Annotated in this window: 22 protein-coding genes; 12 read left to right on the top strand and 10 right to left on the bottom strand. The window is 55.4% G+C overall.

Annotated features, from left to right (window positions below; translation table 11 throughout):
- Positions 1–224: 224 nt before the first annotated feature.
- Positions 225–533 carry a hypothetical protein gene (locus tag VGJ94_17470; GenBank protein HEY3278409.1) on the top strand — a complete coding sequence of 103 codons (309 nt, stop codon included), beginning with the start codon at positions 225–227 and terminating at the stop codon, positions 531–533.
- 28 nt (positions 534–561) lie between these two features.
- Here VGJ94_17470 and VGJ94_17465 read toward each other — a convergent pair whose 3' ends face one another.
- Positions 562–1,857, bottom strand: a complete 1,296-nt coding sequence (locus VGJ94_17465) for a pentapeptide repeat-containing protein (GenBank protein ID HEY3278408.1) — start codon at positions 1,855–1,857, stop codon at positions 562–564.
- A gap of 381 nt (positions 1,858–2,238) precedes the next feature.
- Between VGJ94_17465 and VGJ94_17460 the strand changes: the two genes are divergently transcribed.
- The 8 genes from VGJ94_17460 to VGJ94_17425 all read left to right on the top strand — a co-directional run bounded on the left by VGJ94_17460 (position 2,239) and on the right by VGJ94_17425 (position 9,514).
- Positions 2,239–4,956: a S8 family serine peptidase gene (locus VGJ94_17460; GenBank protein HEY3278407.1), complete on the top strand. Its 2,718-nt coding sequence runs from the start codon at positions 2,239–2,241 to the stop codon at positions 4,954–4,956.
- A gap of 93 nt (positions 4,957–5,049) precedes the next feature.
- Positions 5,050–5,622 carry a hypothetical protein gene (locus VGJ94_17455; GenBank protein HEY3278406.1) on the top strand — a complete coding sequence of 191 codons (573 nt, stop codon included), beginning with the start codon at positions 5,050–5,052 and terminating at the stop codon, positions 5,620–5,622.
- Between the two features lie 266 nt (positions 5,623–5,888).
- On the top strand, positions 5,889–6,542 hold the full coding sequence (locus tag VGJ94_17450; protein ID HEY3278405.1) for a nitroreductase: 654 nt from the start codon (positions 5,889–5,891) through the stop codon (positions 6,540–6,542).
- 172 nt (positions 6,543–6,714) lie between these two features.
- Positions 6,715–7,509, top strand: coding sequence for a 3-methyl-2-oxobutanoate hydroxymethyltransferase (gene panB, locus VGJ94_17445; protein ID HEY3278404.1), 795 nt, complete (start codon positions 6,715–6,717; stop codon positions 7,507–7,509).
- Positions 7,487–8,356, top strand: coding sequence for a pantoate--beta-alanine ligase (panC, locus tag VGJ94_17440; protein HEY3278403.1), 870 nt, complete (start codon positions 7,487–7,489; stop codon positions 8,354–8,356). Before panB ends, panC begins: the two co-directional genes overlap by 23 nt.
- A gap of 2 nt (positions 8,357–8,358) precedes the next feature.
- Positions 8,359–8,730, top strand: a complete 372-nt coding sequence (panD, locus tag VGJ94_17435) for an aspartate 1-decarboxylase (protein ID HEY3278402.1) — start codon at positions 8,359–8,361, stop codon at positions 8,728–8,730.
- Between the two features lie 222 nt (positions 8,731–8,952).
- The gene (locus VGJ94_17430) at positions 8,953–9,153 is read left to right on the top strand and encodes a cold-shock protein (GenBank protein HEY3278401.1); all 201 of its coding nucleotides are present in this window, start codon (positions 8,953–8,955) and stop codon (positions 9,151–9,153) included.
- A 103-nt stretch (positions 9,154–9,256) separates the two neighbouring features.
- A complete protein-coding gene (locus tag VGJ94_17425) occupies positions 9,257–9,514 on the top strand; it encodes a SemiSWEET transporter (protein HEY3278400.1) in 258 nt (85 codons plus the stop codon).
- Positions 9,515–9,555: 41 nt separating this feature from the next.
- Here VGJ94_17425 and VGJ94_17420 read toward each other — a convergent pair whose 3' ends face one another.
- The 7 genes from VGJ94_17420 to VGJ94_17390 all read right to left on the bottom strand — a co-directional run bounded on the left by VGJ94_17420 (position 9,556) and on the right by VGJ94_17390 (position 15,893).
- Entirely contained in the window at positions 9,556–9,837 is a 282-nt protein-coding gene (locus VGJ94_17420) for a hypothetical protein (GenBank protein ID HEY3278399.1), read from the bottom strand.
- An 84-nt stretch (positions 9,838–9,921) separates the two neighbouring features.
- Complete coding sequence (locus VGJ94_17415) at positions 9,922–11,217, bottom strand: purine/pyrimidine permease (GenBank protein ID HEY3278398.1); 1,296 nt, start codon at positions 11,215–11,217, stop codon at positions 9,922–9,924.
- Positions 11,214–11,732: a ferredoxin-thioredoxin reductase catalytic domain-containing protein gene (locus VGJ94_17410; GenBank protein ID HEY3278397.1), complete on the bottom strand. Its 519-nt coding sequence runs from the start codon at positions 11,730–11,732 to the stop codon at positions 11,214–11,216. The genes VGJ94_17415 and VGJ94_17410 overlap by 4 nt, the downstream gene beginning before the upstream one ends.
- Before the next feature lie 2 nt (positions 11,733–11,734).
- Positions 11,735–12,016, bottom strand: a complete 282-nt coding sequence (locus tag VGJ94_17405; GenBank protein ID HEY3278396.1) for a glutaredoxin family protein — start codon at positions 12,014–12,016, stop codon at positions 11,735–11,737.
- 49 nt (positions 12,017–12,065) lie between these two features.
- Positions 12,066–13,253, bottom strand: coding sequence for an ABC transporter substrate-binding protein (locus VGJ94_17400; GenBank protein ID HEY3278395.1), 1,188 nt, complete (start codon positions 13,251–13,253; stop codon positions 12,066–12,068).
- A 48-nt stretch (positions 13,254–13,301) separates the two neighbouring features.
- Positions 13,302–13,709: a hypothetical protein gene (locus VGJ94_17395; protein HEY3278394.1), complete on the bottom strand. Its 408-nt coding sequence runs from the start codon at positions 13,707–13,709 to the stop codon at positions 13,302–13,304.
- Positions 13,710–13,784: 75 nt separating this feature from the next.
- The gene (locus VGJ94_17390) at positions 13,785–15,893 is read right to left on the bottom strand and encodes a PAS domain S-box protein (GenBank protein HEY3278393.1); all 2,109 of its coding nucleotides are present in this window, start codon (positions 15,891–15,893) and stop codon (positions 13,785–13,787) included.
- Between the two features lie 513 nt (positions 15,894–16,406).
- On the opposite strand from VGJ94_17390, the gene VGJ94_17385 reads away from it, so the two are divergent.
- Together VGJ94_17385 and VGJ94_17380 are read left to right on the top strand one after the other, a co-directional pair.
- A complete protein-coding gene (locus tag VGJ94_17385; GenBank protein ID HEY3278392.1) occupies positions 16,407–16,607 on the top strand; it encodes a hypothetical protein in 201 nt (66 codons plus the stop codon).
- 255 nt (positions 16,608–16,862) lie between these two features.
- Positions 16,863–17,420 (top strand): acetate uptake transporter, encoded by a 558-nt coding sequence (locus VGJ94_17380; protein HEY3278391.1) that lies wholly within the window; start codon positions 16,863–16,865, stop codon positions 17,418–17,420.
- A 21-nt stretch (positions 17,421–17,441) separates the two neighbouring features.
- On the opposite strand, the gene ilvB is transcribed toward VGJ94_17380, so the two are convergent.
- Both ilvB and VGJ94_17370 read right to left on the bottom strand, forming a co-directional pair.
- Entirely contained in the window at positions 17,442–19,178 is a 1,737-nt protein-coding gene (ilvB, locus tag VGJ94_17375) for a biosynthetic-type acetolactate synthase large subunit (protein ID HEY3278390.1), read from the bottom strand.
- A 286-nt stretch (positions 19,179–19,464) separates the two neighbouring features.
- Positions 19,465–20,577: a PQQ-binding-like beta-propeller repeat protein gene (locus VGJ94_17370; GenBank protein ID HEY3278389.1), complete on the bottom strand. Its 1,113-nt coding sequence runs from the start codon at positions 20,575–20,577 to the stop codon at positions 19,465–19,467.
- 115 nt (positions 20,578–20,692) lie between these two features.
- Here VGJ94_17370 and VGJ94_17365 point away from each other — a divergent pair, with 115 nt between their 5' ends.
- Positions 20,693–20,968, top strand: a complete 276-nt coding sequence (locus VGJ94_17365; protein ID HEY3278388.1) for a hypothetical protein — start codon at positions 20,693–20,695, stop codon at positions 20,966–20,968.
- Positions 20,969–21,125 lie beyond the last annotated feature (157 nt).

Raw genomic sequence — 21,125 nt, 5'->3', positions numbered from 1 at the left:
CTTCGGAAGGGCCACGGGCCGGAAATTGGCCCCCAACCTCGGGCCACGCCGCGTATCTATCGTCTCTTTCTTTTTCACCCTCTCTCCCTCTATCCTTCACCTTCTTGGAGAAATATACAATATCGAAAGCCTTTTGTCTCCGGGGCCAAAATGATTGCGTAAATGTCCTCCATATTCCGTCTATCTATCGATGAGACAGTATTCCGCGATAGAGGAGGCATGTGATGAGCCTTACGATACATAATCTGGTTGTGGCGTCCGTTTTTGCCGCTTTCGGCTTCTTCCTCGCCTTTTCTCTGAAAAGGGCCGCAGGCATACTCCTCTTCGGCGTCTTCGCCTATGCCTCGCTCAAAGCCCTTGATTACCTCGGGGTCAGCACGGACTGGAAGCTTTTTGACGACCTTGTCCACATTATTACCCATCTGGGAAAAACAATCCTCGACATGATAAAAGCCGTGCTTCGCACCGCCACCATCCTCTCCATAACAGGGTTTCTGGCCGGAGGTGTGGGGGGATTCATTTTGAGGAGGTAGGCATCCGGGAGAAAAAGGAGATCCCTTCTTATCTCTTTATGTGTGCCTCGGCCGGAGAGATTATCCTCTCCACCACCGCATCGATCGCTTCGTCAATGCGGGTATAGCGGTAGATGGGGAGTACCCATGGAAAGCGCCGGAAATGGCTAAGCATCCGGTAGTCTCCGGATGATACCTGTCCTATGGGCTGGACGGGCACGGACGGAAGGGCGGGTACTATGGCGGTCAGCGTTTGAGGCACGTTCTTTGAATCCGTCATTTCAGCGATGACAAATTTTGCCATATTGGCGATCGTGGAGGCGGCCAGCCTTATGGCAGGGGTCATGGGACCTTCGAATTGGAAGAGGACCGGCGTGTAACTCCTCTGCCTCAAGCCGTTGCAAAGGGCTTCGAGGAGGGCCTTACGCCTGGGTGTACACAGACCCAGGACCAGGACTGTCTTTGAAGCGATTGTATCCACCACCTCTCGCACCTCAGGATTCATGATCAGCATGGTGAGAAATTGGGCAACCTTCAGGTTGTCGACGGTGATGACCGGTTGACCGGAGGGGGTGATTACAAGGTTTGTCTGCTCCGTGCCCTGGAGGCGCAGGTCCCGGACCGATATTTCATACACTGTTGCGCCGGTTAATTTGGCATTTTCAAGGTTGACGTCGCATAGGCGGGCGCGGCTCAGGTTCGCATTGCTCAGATTGGCTCCGCTCAGGTTCGCACCAATGATCTCGGCCCCGAAGAGATTTGCGCCGCCGAGGTCGGCCCAGCTCAGGTTCGCGTTGTTCAGCTTCGCACCTGAAAGATCTGCGCCGGTAAGGTTGGCCTCGCTGAGATCTATCTCGCTGAGATCGAAGCCGCTTAAATCGACACCGCTTAAATCTGCACCAAAGAGCTTGGCTCCATGGAGATCGATGCCGCTCAGATTCGCACCGGTGAGATTTGCCCCGCTGAAATCGACCCTCAGCAGCTTGGCTCCGGTCAAATCGGCGCCACTGAGGTTAATCCCGCTGAAATCGACCCTCAGCAGTTTGGCCCCCCTTAGATTTGCCCCGCTCAGTTTTGCCTCGCCCAGGAAGCACCCGCTCAGGAAGCACCCGGTCAAATCTACCTCTCTCAGATTAGCCCAGAAAAGGTTGGTGCCGAAAAGATTTGCCCCGCTCAAACCGGCACCGCTCAGGTCCGCGCCGCTCAAATTTGCCCCGCTCAAATCGGCGCCGCTCAGGTCCGCCCCGCTCAGTCTTGCTTTACGGAGGTCCCACTTCCCGTCCGGCATTTCACCTCCGGCAACCCCGAGATCCACAAGGGCTCGCCATGTCTCTTTTCTGTCCATTATACCAATCATATCAAATCACTGCCATTACAATCAAATCCTTTCTCCGAAACCGGCGACCACCGGCCGTCCGGTAGAAGAGTTGGCGCATCTTTTCGGCTGAGACTTACCGGCTCGCGCGACGGCGGTGGCTCCCCGGGTGCCTGGAGTACGTGGCACGCCCCCTGTGGGAGTCGACGGGCCGGATGATTTGAGTGACGACGCCCCGTGAAAACACGACAAAACAAATGTCGATCGAGTGACAGACATAATAGGCGATCCTGACTATTCCTATAACATATGCAGTTTTACCTCGTCACAGTGATGTACGGCATCCGCCCCTCACTCTCCACCGCTCTTTCTCAAAAACGGGTGTACCAATTGTTCAGGGAGGACTACAGAATGGACGGTAAGATTGTTGAATGCAGGAAAAGACTCCTAATTACAGCTATTGCTATGGGTATGGCCGTTTTGATCCCTTTTCTCGAAGCCGCTGCGGCGGCTCCGACGGTGGGAGACGGGGGGAAGAAGGTAAGAAGTGCGGGAGGTCATAAGGCCCTCTCTTCAACCATTGAATCCCGGGGATCGGTAAAGGTGCTGGTAAGGCTCGATACCCCCTATTCTGCCGACCACTCCCTCTCCGGGAACCGGGCAGGGGCACAGCGTATTGCCATCAGGGACTCTCAAAAGGCGCTCTTGTCAGAGCTCGCCGGCTCAGGGCTCACCCCCGCAGGCGTCTACCAATATAACTATATTCCCTATATGACGATGAGCATCGACCGCGTCACGCTCGATAGGCTCCTTGCATCGAGGAAAGTGACGGAAATCTCCGAAGATGTCCCGGTCCCGCCCATGGCGGTTGCGGGCTGGGATATCACCCTCATCGGCGCCAATACTCTTCATGCCCAGGGGGTTACAGGAAAGGGGCTTACCGTGGCGGTACTCGACACGGGGGTGGACAAGAACCATCCTTATCTCGCGGGCGCCGTCGTATCGGAAGCATGTTACTCGTCGAACGACAGCACCTACGGAAGCACCTCACTCTGTCCGGGCGGCGTCACGGAGTCGTCGGACCTAGACTCGGCCCTCCCTTACGGATCCGGCTGCCCTGACGGTGAATGCGATCACGGGACCCATGTCTCCGGAACGATTGCGGGACGGAGCGATATACCCGGGAGCCCCGGACCGGGTGTCGCGCCGGGGGCCGGCATTATTGCCATACAGGTGTTCTCCCTTTTTCCCGCTGGTTTTTGCGGCACCGCGCCCTGTGCACTGGCTTTTACCTCAGATTTGGTGAAGGCCCTGGAACGGGTCTATGCCCTCAGGGATACCTATAAGATTGCGTCCGCGAATATGAGTCTCGGAGGGGGGCAATATCCGAGTCCCGGTGCCTGCGATACGGCGAACGGGGCGACCAAGGCAGCGATCGATAACTTGAGGGGGGCGGGAATCGCCACCGTCATCTCGAGTGGAAACAGCGGGTACTGCGGCTCGATGGGTGCGCCAGGCTGCATTTCAACCGCCATAAGCGTAGGGGCAACTGACAGTGACGACGAGGTGGCAAGCTACTCGAACAGCGCCTCTTTTTTGACCCTGCTTGCGCCGGGATCGGGGATTACCTCATCGATTCCCCACAGCGCCTACAAGACCTGGAACGGGACATCCATGGCTGCCCCTCATGTGGCGGGGTCGTGGGCTCTCATGAAAGAGAAGAGCGGCACCGCTTCCGTGGACGAGGTCCTTCTTGCATTGACCTCGACGGGCAAAAGCCTCACCGATGGCAAATGCCATTCCGTGCCGGTGACCAAACAGAGAATCAACGTCCATGAGGCCTACAATTCCATGGGCCCCGCGGTCACCCTTGCAGTATTGAAATCAGGGACCGGTTCGGGTACTATCACCAGCACCCCTTCGGGCATCAGCTGCGGCTCTGCCTGCTCCATGGGCTTTGCGACCGGTGTGTCGGTGACGCTGACCGCCTCGCCCACGGGCGATTCCGTCTTCACGGGTTGGAGCGGGTCGGGATGCAGCGGTACCGGCCCGTGTACCGTGACCATGGATAGCGCCAAATCGGTTACGGCCGAATTCACGCTGGGGCGGCTTCTTGCCGTTTCTTTGGCAGGGCCCGGTTCAGGCACGGTCACGAGCTCTCCCTCGGGCATAAACTGTGGCGCTCAATGCTCCGCCCGTTTTCTGCCGGGAGTTCAGGTGACCCTTACCCCCGCACCGGCAACGGGCTCTGCGTTTGCGTACTGGACGGGAGGGTGCGTGGGCGCGGCAACCCCATGTAAAGTGGTCATGAGCGCCGATACCGCCGTGCAGGCGGTTTTCTATCCCGTGAATGGTAAAAAGCTAAAATTGAATATCGCGAGAAAGGCGGCCTCCTCCGGTGCCGGAACCATCACGTCCGGAGACGGGATGATCGACTGCGGGGCCACCTGCGGCAAAATGTATTATCCCGGCACCCCTGTGACCCTGACTGCGGCGCCTTCTGAAAATTCGATATTCACCGATTGGAGCGTCTCAGGCCTGAGCGGCGCATGCTCCGGTACAGGCCCTACATGCAGCATCACGATGGATCGGGCGAAGACGGTGACCGCCTCTTTTACCGGGCCTCGAATTCTGCATGTATCCAGGAAAAGGATCAATGACGGGGATGGGACCGTGACAGGAAGTCCTGCCGGAATAGACTGCGGGGCCGCGTGCCGGGGTTTATACCCTCTCAATACGATGGTAACCCTCTCCGCCACTCCTGTGCCGGGTTCGGTTTTTGCGGGCTGGAGCAACGGATGCTCCGGCGCAGGAGCCACATGCAGTATTACCATGGACAGGGCGAAGACGGTGAGCGCTTCCTTCGTCGGTCCCTATACGCTCAAAATCGTGAAGAAGGAGAAGAAGAAAGGCGCCGGGACCGTCACAAGCAGTCCTGCCGGAATAGACTGCGGGGCTGCGTGCCAGGCCGCGTTGCTCCATAACATGTCCGTGACTCTCAGCGCCGTCCCTGCCGTCGGTTCCACGTTTACCGGTTGGAGCGGATCGGGCTGCAGCGGCACAAGCCCTACCTGTACGGTGGTCATGAGCAGGGCAAGAACGGTCTCGGCAGCTTTTGCGGGACCGTGATAATCAAGAAAAACGCAGGGGCGGGTATATCCATACTCGCCGTGCGCGGAGGGCATATCCGGAAACAGAATGCATTAGAAATGGAGGTGTAACATGAAAAAAGGATGTATGATAGTTTTGATGGTAATGGCCCTTGTCACGCCTTTAGGCGCGCTGGCCGCAGATACTTATCTGATCGGTGAATGGGCTCTTGTAGACAGTTTTGCGGGACCCATTAACCCAATCCTCACAACGGATACGGTGATGACATTTATTAATCCCACAAATCAGCCCCAGGTGCTGGAATTTGCGTTTTATGACGACACCGGCGGGTTTTGCGGCTGCGACAGGGCTCTTTCGGCACCGAATGCGGTGACCCGCGCCGCCATGTCCCAGGCGAATACCGGGGGAGAGTTCATCTGCACTTTGACGGCCGGCAATCTCAGGACCCATGGGGCCGTAAAGGCGATTGCCTTCCAGAGGGTTAACAATGGAGGAAAAATAGTTCCGGGGCCCGCTTCGGCAGTAGGCTTTCAAACCCATATTAACGCCGCCGGGAGGACGGAGTCCACGATGGTTGCAGTTCCTGTAACCGGTTCCGCTATGAATGCTGAAGTCAACGCGATTCACGATCAGTGCGACGCCTTTTGCAACGCCCATCCAGGATTGTGCCCCGCTCTTCCGTAGAACGGCGATAGCCCCGCCCCGGATATGCCCTCCGGAACATGAATTGACGAAACAGCTTCCCTTGCCCATGCCGGGAACCCTACAGGCGCTTCCGGGCATGGGCAAGGGAAGCTGTGATTGCATCAAAAATAACACATATTCAACCCTCTTTTCACCCGCCTCCAGAGACGACGGAACAAAGGCCCCACGCGAATAACCGCCCCTTTACCCTCCCTTGACACGGCTTCTCTTGCACGGTATTGTATTGTAAACGACAGGAGGATGGGATGGACGTGTTTGAGGCTGTTCGGAGCCGTCACAGTGTGCGGGCTTTTAAAGCGGACCCTTTGCCGCGGGCCCAGGTGGAGGAGGTCCTCGGCCTTGCCCTGAATGCCCCCTCCGCCATCAACCTCCAGCCCTGGGAGTTTTATGTGGTAATGGGCGAGGAGAGAGAGCGTCTCTCGCGGAGGCTCATCAAGGCATACCGGGAGAAGCAGATCTCGTGCAGCCCGGGAAACGTGAAGCCTTTATCGGCCGAATTCAGCAAAAGGGGGGTCGAATCTTTTCAGCTCATGAACCCTTGCCTTGAAAAGATGGGCCTGCCTTTCGACCGGTTCGTAAATGAGGGAAGCTGTAATTTCTACGGTGCGCCGGTGGCCCTCATCCTCTGCCTGGATAATGCATTCTCAAAGGCGAGGCTTGTGGATATCGGGATCGTATTGGGGTATCTCACCCTCATTGCCTTCGAAGCGGGCCTCGGGACCTGTCCCATCGGTCTCATCAGCGCCTATGAAGATGAGATCAGGGAACATCTCGACATCCCCGAAAGTAAAGATGTGGTGATCGGCATGGCCCTCGGCCGCCCGGATCCTGATAACCCGCTGAACGGGTTCGCCACGCCAAGGGAAAGATTAAGCGCTTTTGCCAAATGGTACGATTGAAAGACGCAAAAAAAGGTGAAAAAATAATAGTTGACTTCACCTGAAAATAGCATATACTTTTGCAGATAGCCGCTTGGATCTTATAAGACCGAGACGGGAGGAGAGCTGATGAGTAATTTATCTATACCTTCTGAACCGCGTTCGGAAGGTTTTTTTATTTTGGGGGTCAATCGTGGGTGAGAGGGTGACCGTGCCTATTTTCAAAGGTCGAAAGGGCGGGGCGAAGCTTACCATGCTTACCGCCTATGACTATGTTACTGCTTCCATTGTGGATGAGGCGGGAATCGATTCCATCCTGGTGGGTGATTCCGTGCAGGTCATGCTCGGATACCCGAACACCCTCCCCGTTACAATCGAGGAGATGATTCACCATACCAAGGCCGTGGCAAAAGCCGTGGAGAGGGCACTCGTAATTATCGACATGCCCTTCATGTCGTACCACGAGAGTATTGAACAAGCCAGAAGGAACGCGGGCCGTATGATGAAAGAGAGCCTTGCCGGGGCCGTCAAGCTCGAAGGCGGTACCAAAATGAAGGAGGTGATCCGGGCTCTCGTAGATATAGAGATACCTGTCATGGGTCATATCGGCCTTACTCCCCAATCAATAAACAGAATGGGTTCATATAAGGTTCAGGGAAAGGGAGACGAAGCCGACAGGCTGATAGAGGATGCAAAGGCCGTGGAAGAAGCGGGCGCTTTTGCCGTGGTCCTCGAATGCGTCCCGAGACAGCTCGCCATGGAGATCACCGGGATGCTCTCCATACCTACCATAGGCATAGGGGCAGGTCCCGACTGCGACGGGCAGGTCCTTGTAATCCACGACCTCCTCGGTCTGCTCAAAGGGGGACGGCCCAAGTTCGTGAAGAGCTACGCGAACATGCGAGGGGATATGGACCGGGCAATCAAGGCATACATAGAAGAGGTGAGAGGCGGGGTATTTCCGGATGACGCCCTCTCCTATCATTAACATGCAAATAATACGAACAGTCAGACAGATGCAGTCTTTGGCTGAAGAGCTGAGGAAAGACAAGCGTATCGGCTTTGTCCCTACTATGGGTTATCTTCATGAGGGGCATCTCGCCCTGGTCAGAAAGGCGAGGGAATTGGCCGATATCGTGGTGGTCAGTGTTTTCGTCAATCCCATCCAGTTTGGCCCGACGGAGGATCTGAGCAGGTACCCGAGGGATTTCGACCGTGATGGGTTGCTTCTCGAGAAAGAGAAGACGGATATTATCTTTTATCCCGAAGCCGCCGATGTGTATCCCGAAGGGTATTCGACCTTTGTGGAGGTGAAGGGGCTTGAGGATTACCTCTGCGGAAAGACGAGGTCAGGCCATTTTCTTGGAGTCGCCACGGTGGTGGCAAAACTGTTCAACATGGTCAAACCCCATTTCGCCGTCTTTGGACAGAAGGATTACCAGCAGCTTAAGGTCATCGAGAAGATGGTGAGAGACCTTAATATGGACCTCACCATAGTCCCTCATCCCACAGTGAGGGAGAATGACGGGCTCGCCATGAGTTCGAGAAATACATATTTGAGTCCCGAAGAACGGGAGGAAGCGCTTCTTATTTCGGCGTCGATCAGAAGGGCCCAGGAGCTTTTCAAAGAGGGGGAGCGTAACAGCGCAGCGATTGTAACGGAAGTGACCGGGATGTTGGGTTCAAAAGGGGGATTGAGTGTGGAGTACGTGAGTATCTCCGATGCCGACACGCTTGAGGCGGTCGATACGATCAAGGGCAAAGCGGTTCTCGCCATTGCCTGCCGTGTGGGCAAAACAAGATTAATAGACAACACAATTTTGATGGAGGCTTAAAAATGGAGAGAAGGATGATGAAGTCCAAAATCCATCGGGCAACAGTAACGGAGAGCAACCTGGACTACGAGGGCAGCATCACTATAGACAGCACCCTGATGGAAAAGGCGAATATCATTCCCTATGAGCAGGTGGATATTTACAATGTGACGAACGGAGAGCGTTTTAGCACATATGCAATAAAGGGTGATCCCAATTCGGGCGTGATATGCATTAACGGGGCAGCGGCACATAAAGGGCGAAAAGGCGATATAGTTATTATCGTGACCTATGGAACCTATGGCGAAAGCGAGCTTTCCGCTTTCGAGCCGCGAAAAGTTTATGTCGACGGAATGAACCGAATAAAGCCTGAAGGTATTAAGCTGGCAAGCTGAAGAAAAGGTCCACTGGACGGGCAACCGGCAGGGGTGAAGAAAAATTTTCAAAGCCTCATTCCGGCTTCAATAAATGTTGACCTTTCCATATTTCTATGCCAGAATAAATTTGGGGTTTCGGAAGCCATGTTATTGTAAGCCACAAAGTTTTCAAGGCTTTGTAGTCTCTTCATGACAGTTCCGATCTCACTTTTTGTTAATTCTTAAAGGAGGGTGTACTCGATGGCAAAAGGGACTGTTAAATGGTTCAACGAGTCCAAGGGGTTCGGTTTCATCACCAATGAGGAAGGCGGCGATGTGTTTGTCCATTATTCTGCGATTCAGGGAAGCGGTTTTAAGTCCCTGACCGAAGGCCAGGCAGTAAGTTTCGACGTTGTCGACGGTCCCAAGGGGCCGCATGCCGCGAACGTACAAAAAGTCTGAGGCAACATACAAGGGCAGGCTCTGATGCCTTATCGGGGCCTGCTTAAATATAGCAACGTGGCAAGACCGCACTTAACGCGTTAAGGTGGAGCGTGTCCTGGTGATGGATTATATCACTATCATCGGACTGACGGCAGGGGCCTTAACGACCGTGGCATTCCTCCCCCAAGTGGTCAAGATCCGGCGATCGAGATCATCCGGGGATATCTCTCTCCTTATGATAAGTCTCCAATGTTCAGGGGTGTTTATGTGGCTCCTTTACGGGATCGGTATCGGCTCTTTACCTATTATCGCGGCGAACGGTGTTACCTTCCTCCTCCTGTGCGCGGCCCTTGTTCTCGCCATAAAGCACCGGCAATAAAGGACGGGAAAGAGCACCGGGATGTGGGGCTTTCAGGCGGGTCACTCGCGATAAAATTTGGCGTCAGGTATGGACTTGATATAGAGCGTCTCCATCTGATCGAGGAGCCGATCCATGGCCCGGCTCAATTCGGTAGTCCTTTCAACGATAGTATCGAGACCGACCGAAAGCCTGCGGAGGTTATCTTTCGTTTTCCGGGAGAGCTCGACGGACTTGATCTCCCGTTCCCGGGCCTCGCGGATCAGGTCGGCGAACAGCTCCATTTCTTCCTCGGTTAAATTCTTCGCTGTTATCAATTCATCGACTGTCTTAATTTCGCTCATGGTGCCCCGGTTGTGGTGCGGCGTATGATGCTAAAGAACCGGTAAGATTCTACCTCACTTTCGAGGCCTCTGCAATAATCTATTTTATGAAGAGCGAGAACCCCTTGGAAATACAAGGTGTTCCATCGCCAGACTGGTGATGGTGCCTATTACGAATCCATTTCCCGCAAGAGGTCGGAGGATGGGAGGAAAGGCATGCACCGCGTCCGGGGGCATGAAGGAAAATATCGTACCGAGAAGCAGCGGAAGGCCGAGGGCGAGGCCCGACTCCAGCGTAAAGGTCTCTTCGGAGCCGAATGCGGCGATTAGCCCGGCGGCGACCTGATAACAGAGAATATAGATGAGCATGGCGCCAATCACCACCGGGGAAATCGAGCCCATCAAGGCTACCACATAGGGCGAGAAAGAAAGGAGAACCAGCCCGGCGGCGGCGGGAATGAGGGCGAACCTGGAGGCGCAGCCGCTCGCCATTATTACCCCGGGACTGAGCGAAAAGTTGACCGGTCCCACCACGCCCAGAACACCGGAAGCGATATTTGCGGCGCCCGTGACGGCGAGTCCGCGGTCGAGCCTCTTTCGCGGGTCCTTTATTTTGAGAATGGCCGAGACTGACTCAATCGAGCTGACGTCATTGACCGATAGGGCAAAAAAACAGAAGAGGAAGGAGACGAGGACGCCAGGCTCAAAGGAAATCGTGGCGGTAAGACGGTGAAAGAACAGAGAGAGCAGGGGGGCAGAGCTTGTCTCAACCGCTCTGCCGCTATGGGGGAAGAGAACAAAGTGGGCGACGCTTGCCCCCGCCATTGCCCAGACCACGAGGGTAGCTTTCCATACTCCGGTGAGGCGGCGGTACAGAACGAGCATGAGGAGCACCACACCGGCGGCGAAAGAAAGATTTGCCGGGATCGAAGCGCCCTCAACCGGTGCGGTGAGAAGGCGGATTATTGTGGGAGTGAGGGTGAGGGCAATGAGGAGGAGGAGACAGGCCACCACCCTGGTGGTGAAAAGCTTGCGGATGCGGCCGAAGACACCGGCGAGGCTTACCAGAAAAAGGAGGGTCCCTCCCGCAGCCAGAGAGCCGTATACCGCGTCGAGACCCGAGGCGGCGCTCGCGATTACCCCGATCACCAGCACCGTCGAGGGACCGGCGATCAAAGGGAGCCTGTGGCCCCACAAAAGCTGAGAGAAGAGGGCGAGGCCCGTGACAAAACAGAGCTTTTGAAGGTAAATGACCTGATCCGCCATATTGAGGAAATGGAGACCGGCTACGATCTTCCCGAGGATTACGATCCCCGGTATCGATACCGCGAGCCACTGCAGCCCGAAGAGCAGGAGGTGAAGCCGGGGCGGGACATCATCCAAATCGTACTTCAGATTCATGGGAACTGAAGGAACTTCTCGAAACGGTCTTCCCGAGCTTTGCAGATGGGACATCTCTCCGGGGGCGCTTCACGGGCGCATAAGTAGCCACACACCCTGCATCTCCACACGGGATAGGCGCGAGACCCGCACATCTCATAACCGGAAGGTCCTTTGCCATGCGCCGGCCCCTTCCTTTGCGCCGGCCTCCTCTCGGGAATCGAGCAGGGGGCGCCTGTTCCGTTGCTTACCGCCTCCGAGACATAAAGGGCGCAGAAGCACGTGCCGCACTCTCCCACATCCGCGTCCCTGTAGTCGCAGGGGCAGATAATATCGAGGTCTTCCTCTTTATTCCCCGAGGCAAGCCTGCAGGGGCAGGACCGGTAGCCGTATCTTTTCTCATTCGCGATCAGTCCCCGGAGAAGTTCCCGGGCGAACTCCTTGTCCGGGTTCAGGTGGGAACCCGATGCTGCCGCGTCGGCAGCCAATTCCCGGTAAAGGATATCGATTTCTTTCGGATCAATGCACTCGGCCACACCTACCGTCCTAAAGCTTCCCTGATCCTGGCCTCGTTGAATCCGACGATGCATGTTGATTTATCGATTACAATCGAGGGAAAGGAGCAGTCGGGGTTCCAACGTTTCACCTCCTCCATGACGGCATCGCGCTCCTCTCCTTCGAGAAGATCAACGTCCGTATAACGGTAGCCGATGCCGAGGTCCTGAAAAAATTGTTTAGTCTTCTTGCACCATACGCATGTGGTCAGGGTGTAGAGGGTGATCCGCTCTTTATCCTTTCCTTCGACTTCGTTCATTCCCATAAGTCCCTCCCGATAAAGTTTTTACGGCCCCGCGGCGGGATCGGCGTGTTTACGGCAAAGAGGTCGAGCGGTAGAGAGGTTTCCACACATCCGCAAGCTCGTACACCCCATTTTTTATCTCGAGGATCGAGACGTCTTTCGCCGGTATCCCCGGCCTGCGTACGTAAGAGATGGTGCCGGTAACGCCTTCATATCCATAGGTGTTGGCGAGGGCTTCCGCCACGAGGCGGGTTTCAGTCGAATCCGCCCGGCTTATTGCATCTATAACCAGGCCTACTGCATCGAACCCAAGAGCGGCAAAGGCACTTTCGGGCTCCTTATTGTATTCACTCCGGTAGGACTGTATGAAATCCTGCGTTCGTCGGCTTCTGTCTCCGCGGTACATGTGGGTTGAGAAGAAAACCTGATTGGCGAGCTTCGGGCCCGGAACCGAGACGGCGAACTCCGTGTCGAATCCGTCTCCACTCAGGATGGGAAGGCTGAGGCCTGCTTCCCTTACCTGCCTGATAATCGTTCCGGCGTCTCCGGGTAAGCTTGCCGCGAAGAGTCCGTCCGCCTTGGGATGCAGACTTTTGAGTTTTAATGCGAGGTCCTTGAATTTACCGTCCCCCGACGTGAAAGAGATTTCTTCCACGATTTTCCCGCCCAGCAGGATAAAGCGCTCTTTAAAGAAGCGGGAGAGGGTCCTGGTAAAATCGGTGCTCCTGTCCGTCCAGAGCACGATCCGCCGCGCCTTCAGTCGTTGGTATCCATATTCTGCAACAGCGGAAGCCTGGTCGTCATCCCCGAAGGCAGCAAGAAAAAGCCTGCTCCCGATCCGGCCGGGCAGGGTCGGATCGGTCGCACCGGATGTGACGAAGGGTATGCCCCTTGCCTGAAAATGAGGCGCGGCGGCCAGTACGAAGTCGGAGTCGCCGTAACCCACGGCAGCGGTCATGGCGGCCCTGGAGGCAGTTGCCGCTGAAGAGGAGGCAAGTTTGAGATCGGTCTTTGTGTCGAAGGCCATAATCTCCACTTTGCGGCCTCCGAGAATGCCTCCCCGTGCATTTGCGATCTTGGCGGCCAGTTTCGCGCCTTCCATCCCGGGACCGTCGATCGAACCCATGCCTCCCGTGACATTATAGAACGCCCCGATTATCACAGGAGCCTTATCCCCGCCATAGGAAACGGCTGCAGACGCCATAAAGGCGACAAGGGCGCAACATGTAAGAAGAGCCGTGGAAATCAGATAACTCATACGTACTCGGACCTCCTGATTATTGTGGCGAAAAAGGTAAGGGAACGGCTAACGGAGGGCCCAATGGATGGAAACAGCGAAAAGAAGGAGTCCGATTGTAATCGTGGTGATGATGGTCTCCCATTCACACCTTCGGACCTTGACCACCTGGGTGGAGCCGCAGTCGCTGCAGACAAATACCTTCCTTCCCGCAAATTTCAAAAACCATTGGCGTAATGTCCAGCCTGTGCTGCTGGTGACATGCGGGGATTGGCACGAGATACAGTCGAAGGGCGTGAGGATCAGCTTCAGATGGTCGGACATGGTGATGGGTCCGTTACCGCTCGGCACGATGCGAATATCTCCGACCCCGGGCGTGTGGTCGACAAACAAGTCCACGAGCTGCATTCCGTGCTGTCGACCCACGGAAACCCTTAATTTCACATCCGCGGCTGCGTCAGCCTCTCCTGTCCTCATAGAATGAGATTGTACCACCTTTTCAACAGTAAGGGAAATAAAAAAATTCGGGGTTTCCCTTAAGGATGAGGCGTGTCAGCCGGTCCACACCTCGTTCGCCCTCTTGGCCTCAAGGGGAAAGGTGACGGTAAAGATCGTGCCCCCACTCTCCGTGCAGTCTTCGGCGGTTTCGCAGAAACTGCAGCGCGAGACATCGCCGGGGCAGAGGTCCCCGTCGCGGGGAATATGCTCGCACTTGTAACTTTGAACCGACACGTCAAAGCCGAACCGTTTGCCGTACATCTTGATGCGAAGGAGGTCGAACCCTTTGCCGCCCGCGCCGAAATCGTAAGGTTGCTTCGAGGTGTAGAGGTCGGACTCCCGGGTATCGAAAAGACCGTCGAAGAGATACTGCATGTTCTCTTTCGCGATGCCGATGCCGTAGTCGGTCACATGGATGGCAATGGCCTCATCCTTCTGCTCCGCGCCCACCCTTATGAGTCCCCCGTCAGGGGTGTTCTCTATGGCGTTCTTGAGCAGGCCCTCGAGCACGTTACTCATGACATCGGGGGGCATAAAGACATAGAGGTCGTTTTCTCCCTCCACCACATACCTGATATTCCTGTGACTCGCTTTAATTTTTATTTTTTCGACCAGGGAGCTGATGAAAGGATAGACGTCTATCGACTGGAATGCGAGGGTGCTTCCCGACATGTACTGGCTCATCCATTTTTTGACCTGCCCCCAGTGACCCAGGACATCGGGGGGAATATCCCTGAAATCTTCCATGCGCTGCCATAATCGGTCGAGATCGCCCAACAGGACTCCTGCTTCGAGCTCCTGAGAAACCCGGAAAATCGCGTCCGTCTGTTTGGAGATACTGAATAGTCTCTCGAGGTTCCGCTCCAGGATCTCGATATTTGCCCGCACTGCGTCGCCCATGGGAGTGCCCGAAAATTTCTTCTTGAGGATCCTGATATTGCCCTGGACTACGGCCAGCGGGGTCTTGAGCTCGTGAGAGATATGGTTCACGGCCTTTGTCTTCGCCCGGTTCAGTCTTTCCAGCTCGAGGTGGGACTGGCGGAGCGCCTGTTCGGTCAATTTCCTTTCCGTAATATCCCTGAGATAGACGAGGTTCACCGGCGTGCCGCGGTAGGTGGTGTCGGTTGCCGACACTTCGATATATATCACCTTTCCGCTCCGGGTGATCCCCCGGAATTCATAACGGGAAAGGGGGGCTATGCCCCTCTGCCTGCGCATATTTACCTCTGCCACCATGGCCGCATCCTCCGGATGGACGACGATGGTGATAGACTTTCCGATCACCTCGTCAGCGCGGTCATAGCCGAACATCTCCACGAACCTTCTGTTCACATAAAGGTGCGTATCTGCCCGTATGATGGCCACTCCGTCATTGGAGGATTCGATCGCCGTGCGGTACCTCTCCTCGCTCTCGGCGAGATTCTCCTCAGCCTGCTTACGCTCGGTGATATCCTGCATGGTGCCTTCGTAGTAGAGCCTTTTTCCGCCCGGACCTCGAACGACCCTCGCATTGATCGATATCCATTGAATGCTCCCATCCTTGTGAAAGGTCCGGGTCTCGAAATTGGAGATCCGTCCTTCCCTGTTGACGAATTGGGTCAGCAGCCGGAGCTCCTCCTGATGGAGGAAAAGCCTCGCCACGCTTTTTACGGAAGTGATCAGCTCTTCCGGGGAGCTGTACCCGTGGATGCGTGAAAGAGACGGATTGGCGCTTATAAAGCGTCCCCCGAGGGATATCTGAAAAATACCCTCCGTCGCATTCTCAAATATATTGCGGTATTTCTCCTCCGTTATCCGCAGGGCATCCTCGGTTTTCTTGGCTTCCGTGATATCCCTGCCGTATATGGCAAGTCTCTTGACGGCTCCTTTCTCGTCGAAGACGGGATAGATGGTATTATCGAAGACCCTGCCCCTCAACATCCCCTGAAACCTCACCGCGGACATTGAATGGGCTGCCTTATAGGCCTGGTCCATGCTCCGCCGGGCGGGCTTGGCGGGTATGAAATCGTAGACACAGGAGCCGAGGAGGCGCTCCATGGTAGTCCCGTAGACCTTGGCGGTATTTTCATTGGCAGCGAGAATGGTCCCATTCGTATCGATAAGGAAGGCCATGTCCGTGGTCGCATTGAGGAGGGCCGCGAAGTTCTCCTCCGATTCCCTCAGGGCGATTTCGGTCTCCCTGGGATTGGTCTCACATGACCCCCTGCGAGGCGGTGTGACGGTGTTTTTGTTGTCCTGACTGATCTTGTTCTCCCGTGGGAAGAAGGTCGGGCTTTTTCGGCCCCTTGCCTTTCACTTCCCCTATAACGCAAAATGGAGCGGTTCCGCCCCTCTCTACATCATTATAAGCTATTTTTGCCCAATTGAGAAAGAGTAATCTTCATCCAGACCCTTTAATCGACCACTCTCGCCCGGAGAAGCGCAGATGCTCGTCCGGAGACGCTCCGGCCCTTTCTGCCTCCTCCGACAGAGAGAAACGATTGACAACGGCCAATTAATGGTTATTATTATATGACTGCCATTCTTTTGAAGGGGTGGTAAATTTACGAAAAGGAGCGGGATATGTTTCAGGTAACCGAGAAGGCGAGTGAAATGATCAAGGCTTTCCTGAAGGAAAGGAACCTTGACAGCGCCATCAGGATTCTGATGGCTGGAGGTGGGTGATCGGGCCCCTCATTGGGAATGGCCCTGGACGGGCCTAAAGAAGACGACGAAGTATTCAAGGAAGACGGAAATACATTCATCATCAATAAACAGCTCTTTGAAGAAGTAAATCCGGTCACGGTCGATTTCGTCAGCACCCCCGAGGGTGGTGGATTCAAGATCAGCTCAAAACTTACAGAAGAAAACAAGTCTTGCGGGTCCTGCAGCTGCTAGGATCAGTCTGAACATTTTCATCTACTATGGGGGGGATGACGGTATGCCACCGTCATCCCCCCCATACTTTCATCGTATTAATCTATGTACTATTTTGCACAAGCGTAGTATAATCCATCCACGACCCCTCTACACAATTTAACATGGACAGACCGGTCACCCGGCGCAAATGACGGCATGGGGCCTCCATCGAGCCGGTGCGGGATGATCCGCCTAAGGGGTACAATCACTCAATTTTAAGGGAGGTATCGTGTAATGGAAGAGAAACTTGCAAACCCCGCACCCCTCGGACTGGCAGGGTTCGGGATGACCACCATGCTCCTTAACATTCATAACGCCGGATTTTTCCCTATCGGCACCATGATCCTCGCCATGGGGATCTTTTACGGGGGCCTCGCCCAGATTATCGCCGGCATCCTGGAATATAAGAAAGGAAATACTTTCGGAACTACCGCGTTTACCTCTTACGGCCTTTTCTGGCTAACCCTCGTCTTTATCATCGTATTCAAGGGCCTTCCCGGGACTTCCGAGGCCTTCATGGGCTGGTATCTTTTCGTGTGGGGCCTTTTCACATTCTTCATGTGGTTCGGAACATTCGGCAAGAACCGGGTAATCCAGTTCGTCTTCCTGAGTCTCACGGTGCTCTTCTGGCTCCTGGCGATCAGGGACTGGACCGGCAACGCCACGGTGGGCGTAATCGCAGGATGGGAGGGCATAATCTGCGGCTTTTCCGCATTTTATCTCGCCATGGCCGAAGTGCTCAACGAGACCCATGGCCGCACGGTGTTGCCTATCGGAGAGATCGCAAAATAAAGACCTTCGTGAGGGGGCGGATTACCGCCCCTTCGTCATGTTTCTCTTTTCCCTCTCTTTACGAGCCGGAGCGTCTTTCGCCGGTGACCTCGTACCCGGGCCTATCATATCCCTGTTGGCTGCCCCCGGCGGCACCATGGGAAAGACGTTTTCCGCGAAATGGGTGGGCGCGTCGATAAGGCACGGCCCCCGCATTGAAAGCATCCGCTCCAAGGCGCTCATGGGGTCTTCAAGGCCGGAGAGATTCACGCTCTCTATGCCGAATTCTCTTCCTATGGCCGCAAAATCGAGTTTCCGCTCAAATCTGGACGCGATATAGTTTCCCTCAAAGAACAATTCCTGCTGCTGCCGCACGAGGCCTAGGTGCTGGTTATTCATGATGAGTACCGTGACATTGAGTCCCAGGTCCGCCAGCGTCGCAAGCTCCTGTATGTTCATTTGAATCGAGCCGTCGCCGCTCACGCAGATCACCTGCCGGTCGGGGTGGGCGAGGGCCGCCCCTATTGCCGCGGGAAGTCCGAAACCCATGGTGCCAAGGCCCCCTGAAGTGAGGAGCGTCCTCGGCTGATGAAACGGATAGACCTGGGCGACCCACATCTGATGTTGTCCCACGTCGGTCGCGATAATCGCGTTCGACTCGGCCATGGCGCTCAACCGGCGCAGGAGATTGACCGGGTGGAGGGGATCGGAAGACCGGGGGGAGACGAAGGGATGGCTCTTCTTTAATTGATGGACCCGTGCAATCCACGACGTCCTTTGGGCGGGCTCGACCAGCGGCAGGAGCTGTTCTATTACCTCCCTCACGTCGGCGGCGAGGGAAAGATTGGACCTTTTGATTTTGTCGATCTCCGAATTATCGATATCCACATGGACGATGGTTGCCCGGGGGCAGAACTCCGCGACCCTCCCAATGGCCCTGTCGTCGAAACGGACCCCGAAGGCGAGGATCAGGTCCGCCTCATCGAGGACGTAATTCGTGTAAGGGGCGCCGTGCATCCCGAGCATGCCGATATAAAGGGGATCATGAGGAGGAAAGGCGCCGAGCCCCATAAGGGTCAGGGTCACCGGAATGGAGCTCTTTCTCGCCAGGGCGAGCAGCGCCGGTCCCGCATCTCCGTGTATGATGCCCCCACCCGCATAAATGAGCGGTCTTTTGGCGGCCTGGATCATGCGGGCTATCTTCTCTATCTTCTCCGGGTCAGCGGGTGCGGCCTCTTCCCGGCCTTCCGCCGCCATGGGCCATTCGCTGAATTGGACCTCTCCAGTCTGCACGTCTTTGGGCACGTCCACCACCACGGGGCCTTTTCTTCCGCTTTCCGCTATTTTAAATGCCCTGGGTATCACGTGGAGCAATTCCCGGGCGCTCTTCACCATGAAATTATGTTTTGTAATGTTGAGGGTCATCCCATAGGTGTCCACCTCCTGGAATGCGTCGGTACCGATCATGGTGCTCGGCACCTGTCCCGTTATCGCCACAAGGGGGACTGAATCGAGCTTTGCATCGGCTATTGCGGTAAGCAGGTTCATGACTCCCGGACCCGAGGTGGCGAGGCAGACCGCGGCGCGCCCCGTGGAGCGCGCGATCCCCTGTGCGATAAACCCGGCGCCCTGCTCGTGGCGAGCCAAGATATGACGGATGCCGCTCCCATGCAAAGCGTCGTAGACGGGAAGGTTCGATCCGCCCGGTATGCCCGCCACAATATCTATTCCGTGCCTCTCCAAAGATTTCACGATAATCTCAGCTCCCTTCATTCTCATCTCCCTCTCCTTTCCGGCGAAATAAAAAGCCCCTGCCGACTTGCGCCGACAGGGGCTTTAAGACCCTTTTCAGATGAATGTCATCGGACACCCATCGGCGCACACCGGGATATGGTTTCTACAACGACGGCGAGACGAACCGTCTGTTCCGCGATCATATTCAGGCTTGCGCTGATGTGTCTTCTCAAAATAATATCCTTTTTTGAACTCTCAAAATAATACCGGAATTCCGGCCGGGTCGTCAACAGTTTTCTGAATTCAGGAAAGAAGTAAAAGGCCGGAAGCGTTATTTCAATGCGTAAAGATTCCCGTCAAAACATCCGAAATAAACCGTGCCATCCTGGATAAAGGGTGACGAAGCGATCGACGCGCCGGGGGCAAATCTCCATTTTTCTCCCCCTGTTTCCGTGTCGAGGCCGTAAAGGTTTCCATCCTGACTTCCCACGTAGACCATTCCATGTGATACTGCGGGGGAGGAATAGATCTTCTTTTTTGTGGCGAAAGCCCACTTCTGTTGTCCGCTCCTCTGATCCAGGGCGTAGAGATTTCCGTCCGTGCTGCTCACATAGACCGTACCTCCCGCTACTGCAGGAGATGAGTAGACCTTGCTCCCTGTCTTGAACCTCCAGATCTGTCTGCCGGTCTCCATGTCAAGGGCATAAAGATGGCAATCGGTGCTCCCGAAATAGACGATGCCGTTCACGATCGCAGGGGAGGAATAGACCTTCCACTCCGTCTTGAAGCGCCATTTCTCTTTTCCTGAACGGGCATCGAGGGCGTAGAAATAGCCGCCTCTGCTCCCGAAAAAGATGGTTCCTTTCACCGTTGAGGGCGAGGAATAGACTTCACCCGAGGCCTTGAACCTCCACTTCTCCTGTCCTGTCAGGGCATCGACCGCATAGAGGTGGCCGTTCCGGCTGCCGAAATAGGCGGTCTCGTCCGCAACCAGAGGAGAGGAGCCTACCCAGTCACCCGTGGCAAACCGCCATCTTTCACGGCCCGTGAGGGCATCGACGGCATAGAGGTTCCCGTCGAGGCTTCCGAAATAGAGGACGCCTCCCGACACCGCCCCTGAAGATGCGACGCGGTTGCCGGTTTTAAAACGCCATTTCTCATGGCCCGTCTTTGAGTCGACCGCATAGAGATTGCCATCGAAGCTGCCGAAATAGGTAAACCCTTCACTCACGACCGGGGACGAGACGATCTTTCCTTCGGTCTTGAACTTCCATTGCAGTTCCGTGAGATGAGGAGCGCTCCCCGAGACATGGGCGCCGATCCTTTGGGGGTCCGCCCGGAACATAGCCACCCTTTGCTCTTTTCCGGCGCTATGGCCGGACAGAGGCATGAGGATGGAGACCATGCATACCATAAGAAACAAGATTCGTGTAAATGTTTTCATCCGACAAGTATACCATAAGACAGGAGGGCGCCGAAAGGTACCCCCTTGAGAGTGAAGCAACGGTCAGGAGAGGCCGAAAAATGTCAACAACACAAGAGAATGGATACTCAAAAAATTGTTTCAGTCCCTTCTGATTGCCGGCAGGCACATCAGGTATTACACTATAGATATGACAGAGCTTAACAATCACGAAGATCCTGATCGTCCGGCCTCCGAACGCCCCTCAGACAGCACCTTGTTCGGCAAAGCCCCGCCCGGACTCGCGACGGCAGCGAAAGTATTCCGTGTGGCCACCGCGGTTACCGTCTTCGCCATCCCTCTTGTGGTGGGAACAGCGGCACTGGTAGGCTTCGGCGCACGTGAGGTCTACAAGAGGCTCAGGCGAAAATAGAGACCGTGCCGCGCAACAGGAAGAATCCGAACTTATAAACGGATTCCCCCCTTCGCCTGAAGAACCCTACTGCCCGCTATACGCACTCCTTCGTCCCGGTCTTCGCACAAAGCTTTCAATCCAAGCCGAAAGGCCCGCATGGCAGCGGGGTCGGGAG

This window comes from Syntrophorhabdaceae bacterium (genome assembly GCA_036504895.1).
Classification (GTDB): domain Bacteria; phylum Desulfobacterota; class Syntrophorhabdia; order Syntrophorhabdales; family Syntrophorhabdaceae; genus PNOM01.
Note: the sequence above shows the minus strand (reverse complement) of the source record. Positions and strands in the feature narration are given on the sequence as shown.

Coding starts and splice junctions, on each gene's coding strand:
- VGJ94_17470 (HEY3278409.1), top strand. CDS start 225: ATGAGCCTTACGATACATAATCTGGTTGTGGCGTCCGTTTTTGCCGCT.
- VGJ94_17465 (HEY3278408.1), bottom strand. CDS start 1,857: ATGGACAGAAAAGAGACATGGCGAGCCCTTGTGGATCTCGGGGTTGCC.
- VGJ94_17460 (HEY3278407.1), top strand. CDS start 2,239: ATGGACGGTAAGATTGTTGAATGCAGGAAAAGACTCCTAATTACAGCT.
- VGJ94_17455 (HEY3278406.1), top strand. CDS start 5,050: ATGAAAAAAGGATGTATGATAGTTTTGATGGTAATGGCCCTTGTCACG.
- VGJ94_17450 (HEY3278405.1), top strand. CDS start 5,889: ATGGACGTGTTTGAGGCTGTTCGGAGCCGTCACAGTGTGCGGGCTTTT.
- panC (HEY3278403.1), top strand. CDS start 7,487: ATGACGCCCTCTCCTATCATTAACATGCAAATAATACGAACAGTCAGA.
- panD (HEY3278402.1), top strand. CDS start 8,359: ATGGAGAGAAGGATGATGAAGTCCAAAATCCATCGGGCAACAGTAACG.
- VGJ94_17430 (HEY3278401.1), top strand. CDS start 8,953: ATGGCAAAAGGGACTGTTAAATGGTTCAACGAGTCCAAGGGGTTCGGT.
- VGJ94_17425 (HEY3278400.1), top strand. CDS start 9,257: ATGGATTATATCACTATCATCGGACTGACGGCAGGGGCCTTAACGACC.
- VGJ94_17420 (HEY3278399.1), bottom strand. CDS start 9,837: ATGAGCGAAATTAAGACAGTCGATGAATTGATAACAGCGAAGAATTTA.
- VGJ94_17415 (HEY3278398.1), bottom strand. CDS start 11,217: ATGAATCTGAAGTACGATTTGGATGATGTCCCGCCCCGGCTTCACCTC.
- VGJ94_17405 (HEY3278396.1), bottom strand. CDS start 12,016: ATGGGAATGAACGAAGTCGAAGGAAAGGATAAAGAGCGGATCACCCTC.
- VGJ94_17400 (HEY3278395.1), bottom strand. CDS start 13,253: ATGAGTTATCTGATTTCCACGGCTCTTCTTACATGTTGCGCCCTTGTC.
- VGJ94_17395 (HEY3278394.1), bottom strand. CDS start 13,709: ATGAGGACAGGAGAGGCTGACGCAGCCGCGGATGTGAAATTAAGGGTT.
- VGJ94_17380 (HEY3278391.1), top strand. CDS start 16,863: ATGGAAGAGAAACTTGCAAACCCCGCACCCCTCGGACTGGCAGGGTTC.
- ilvB (HEY3278390.1), bottom strand. CDS start 19,178: ATGAGAATGAAGGGAGCTGAGATTATCGTGAAATCTTTGGAGAGGCAC.
- VGJ94_17370 (HEY3278389.1), bottom strand. CDS start 20,577: ATGAAAACATTTACACGAATCTTGTTTCTTATGGTATGCATGGTCTCC.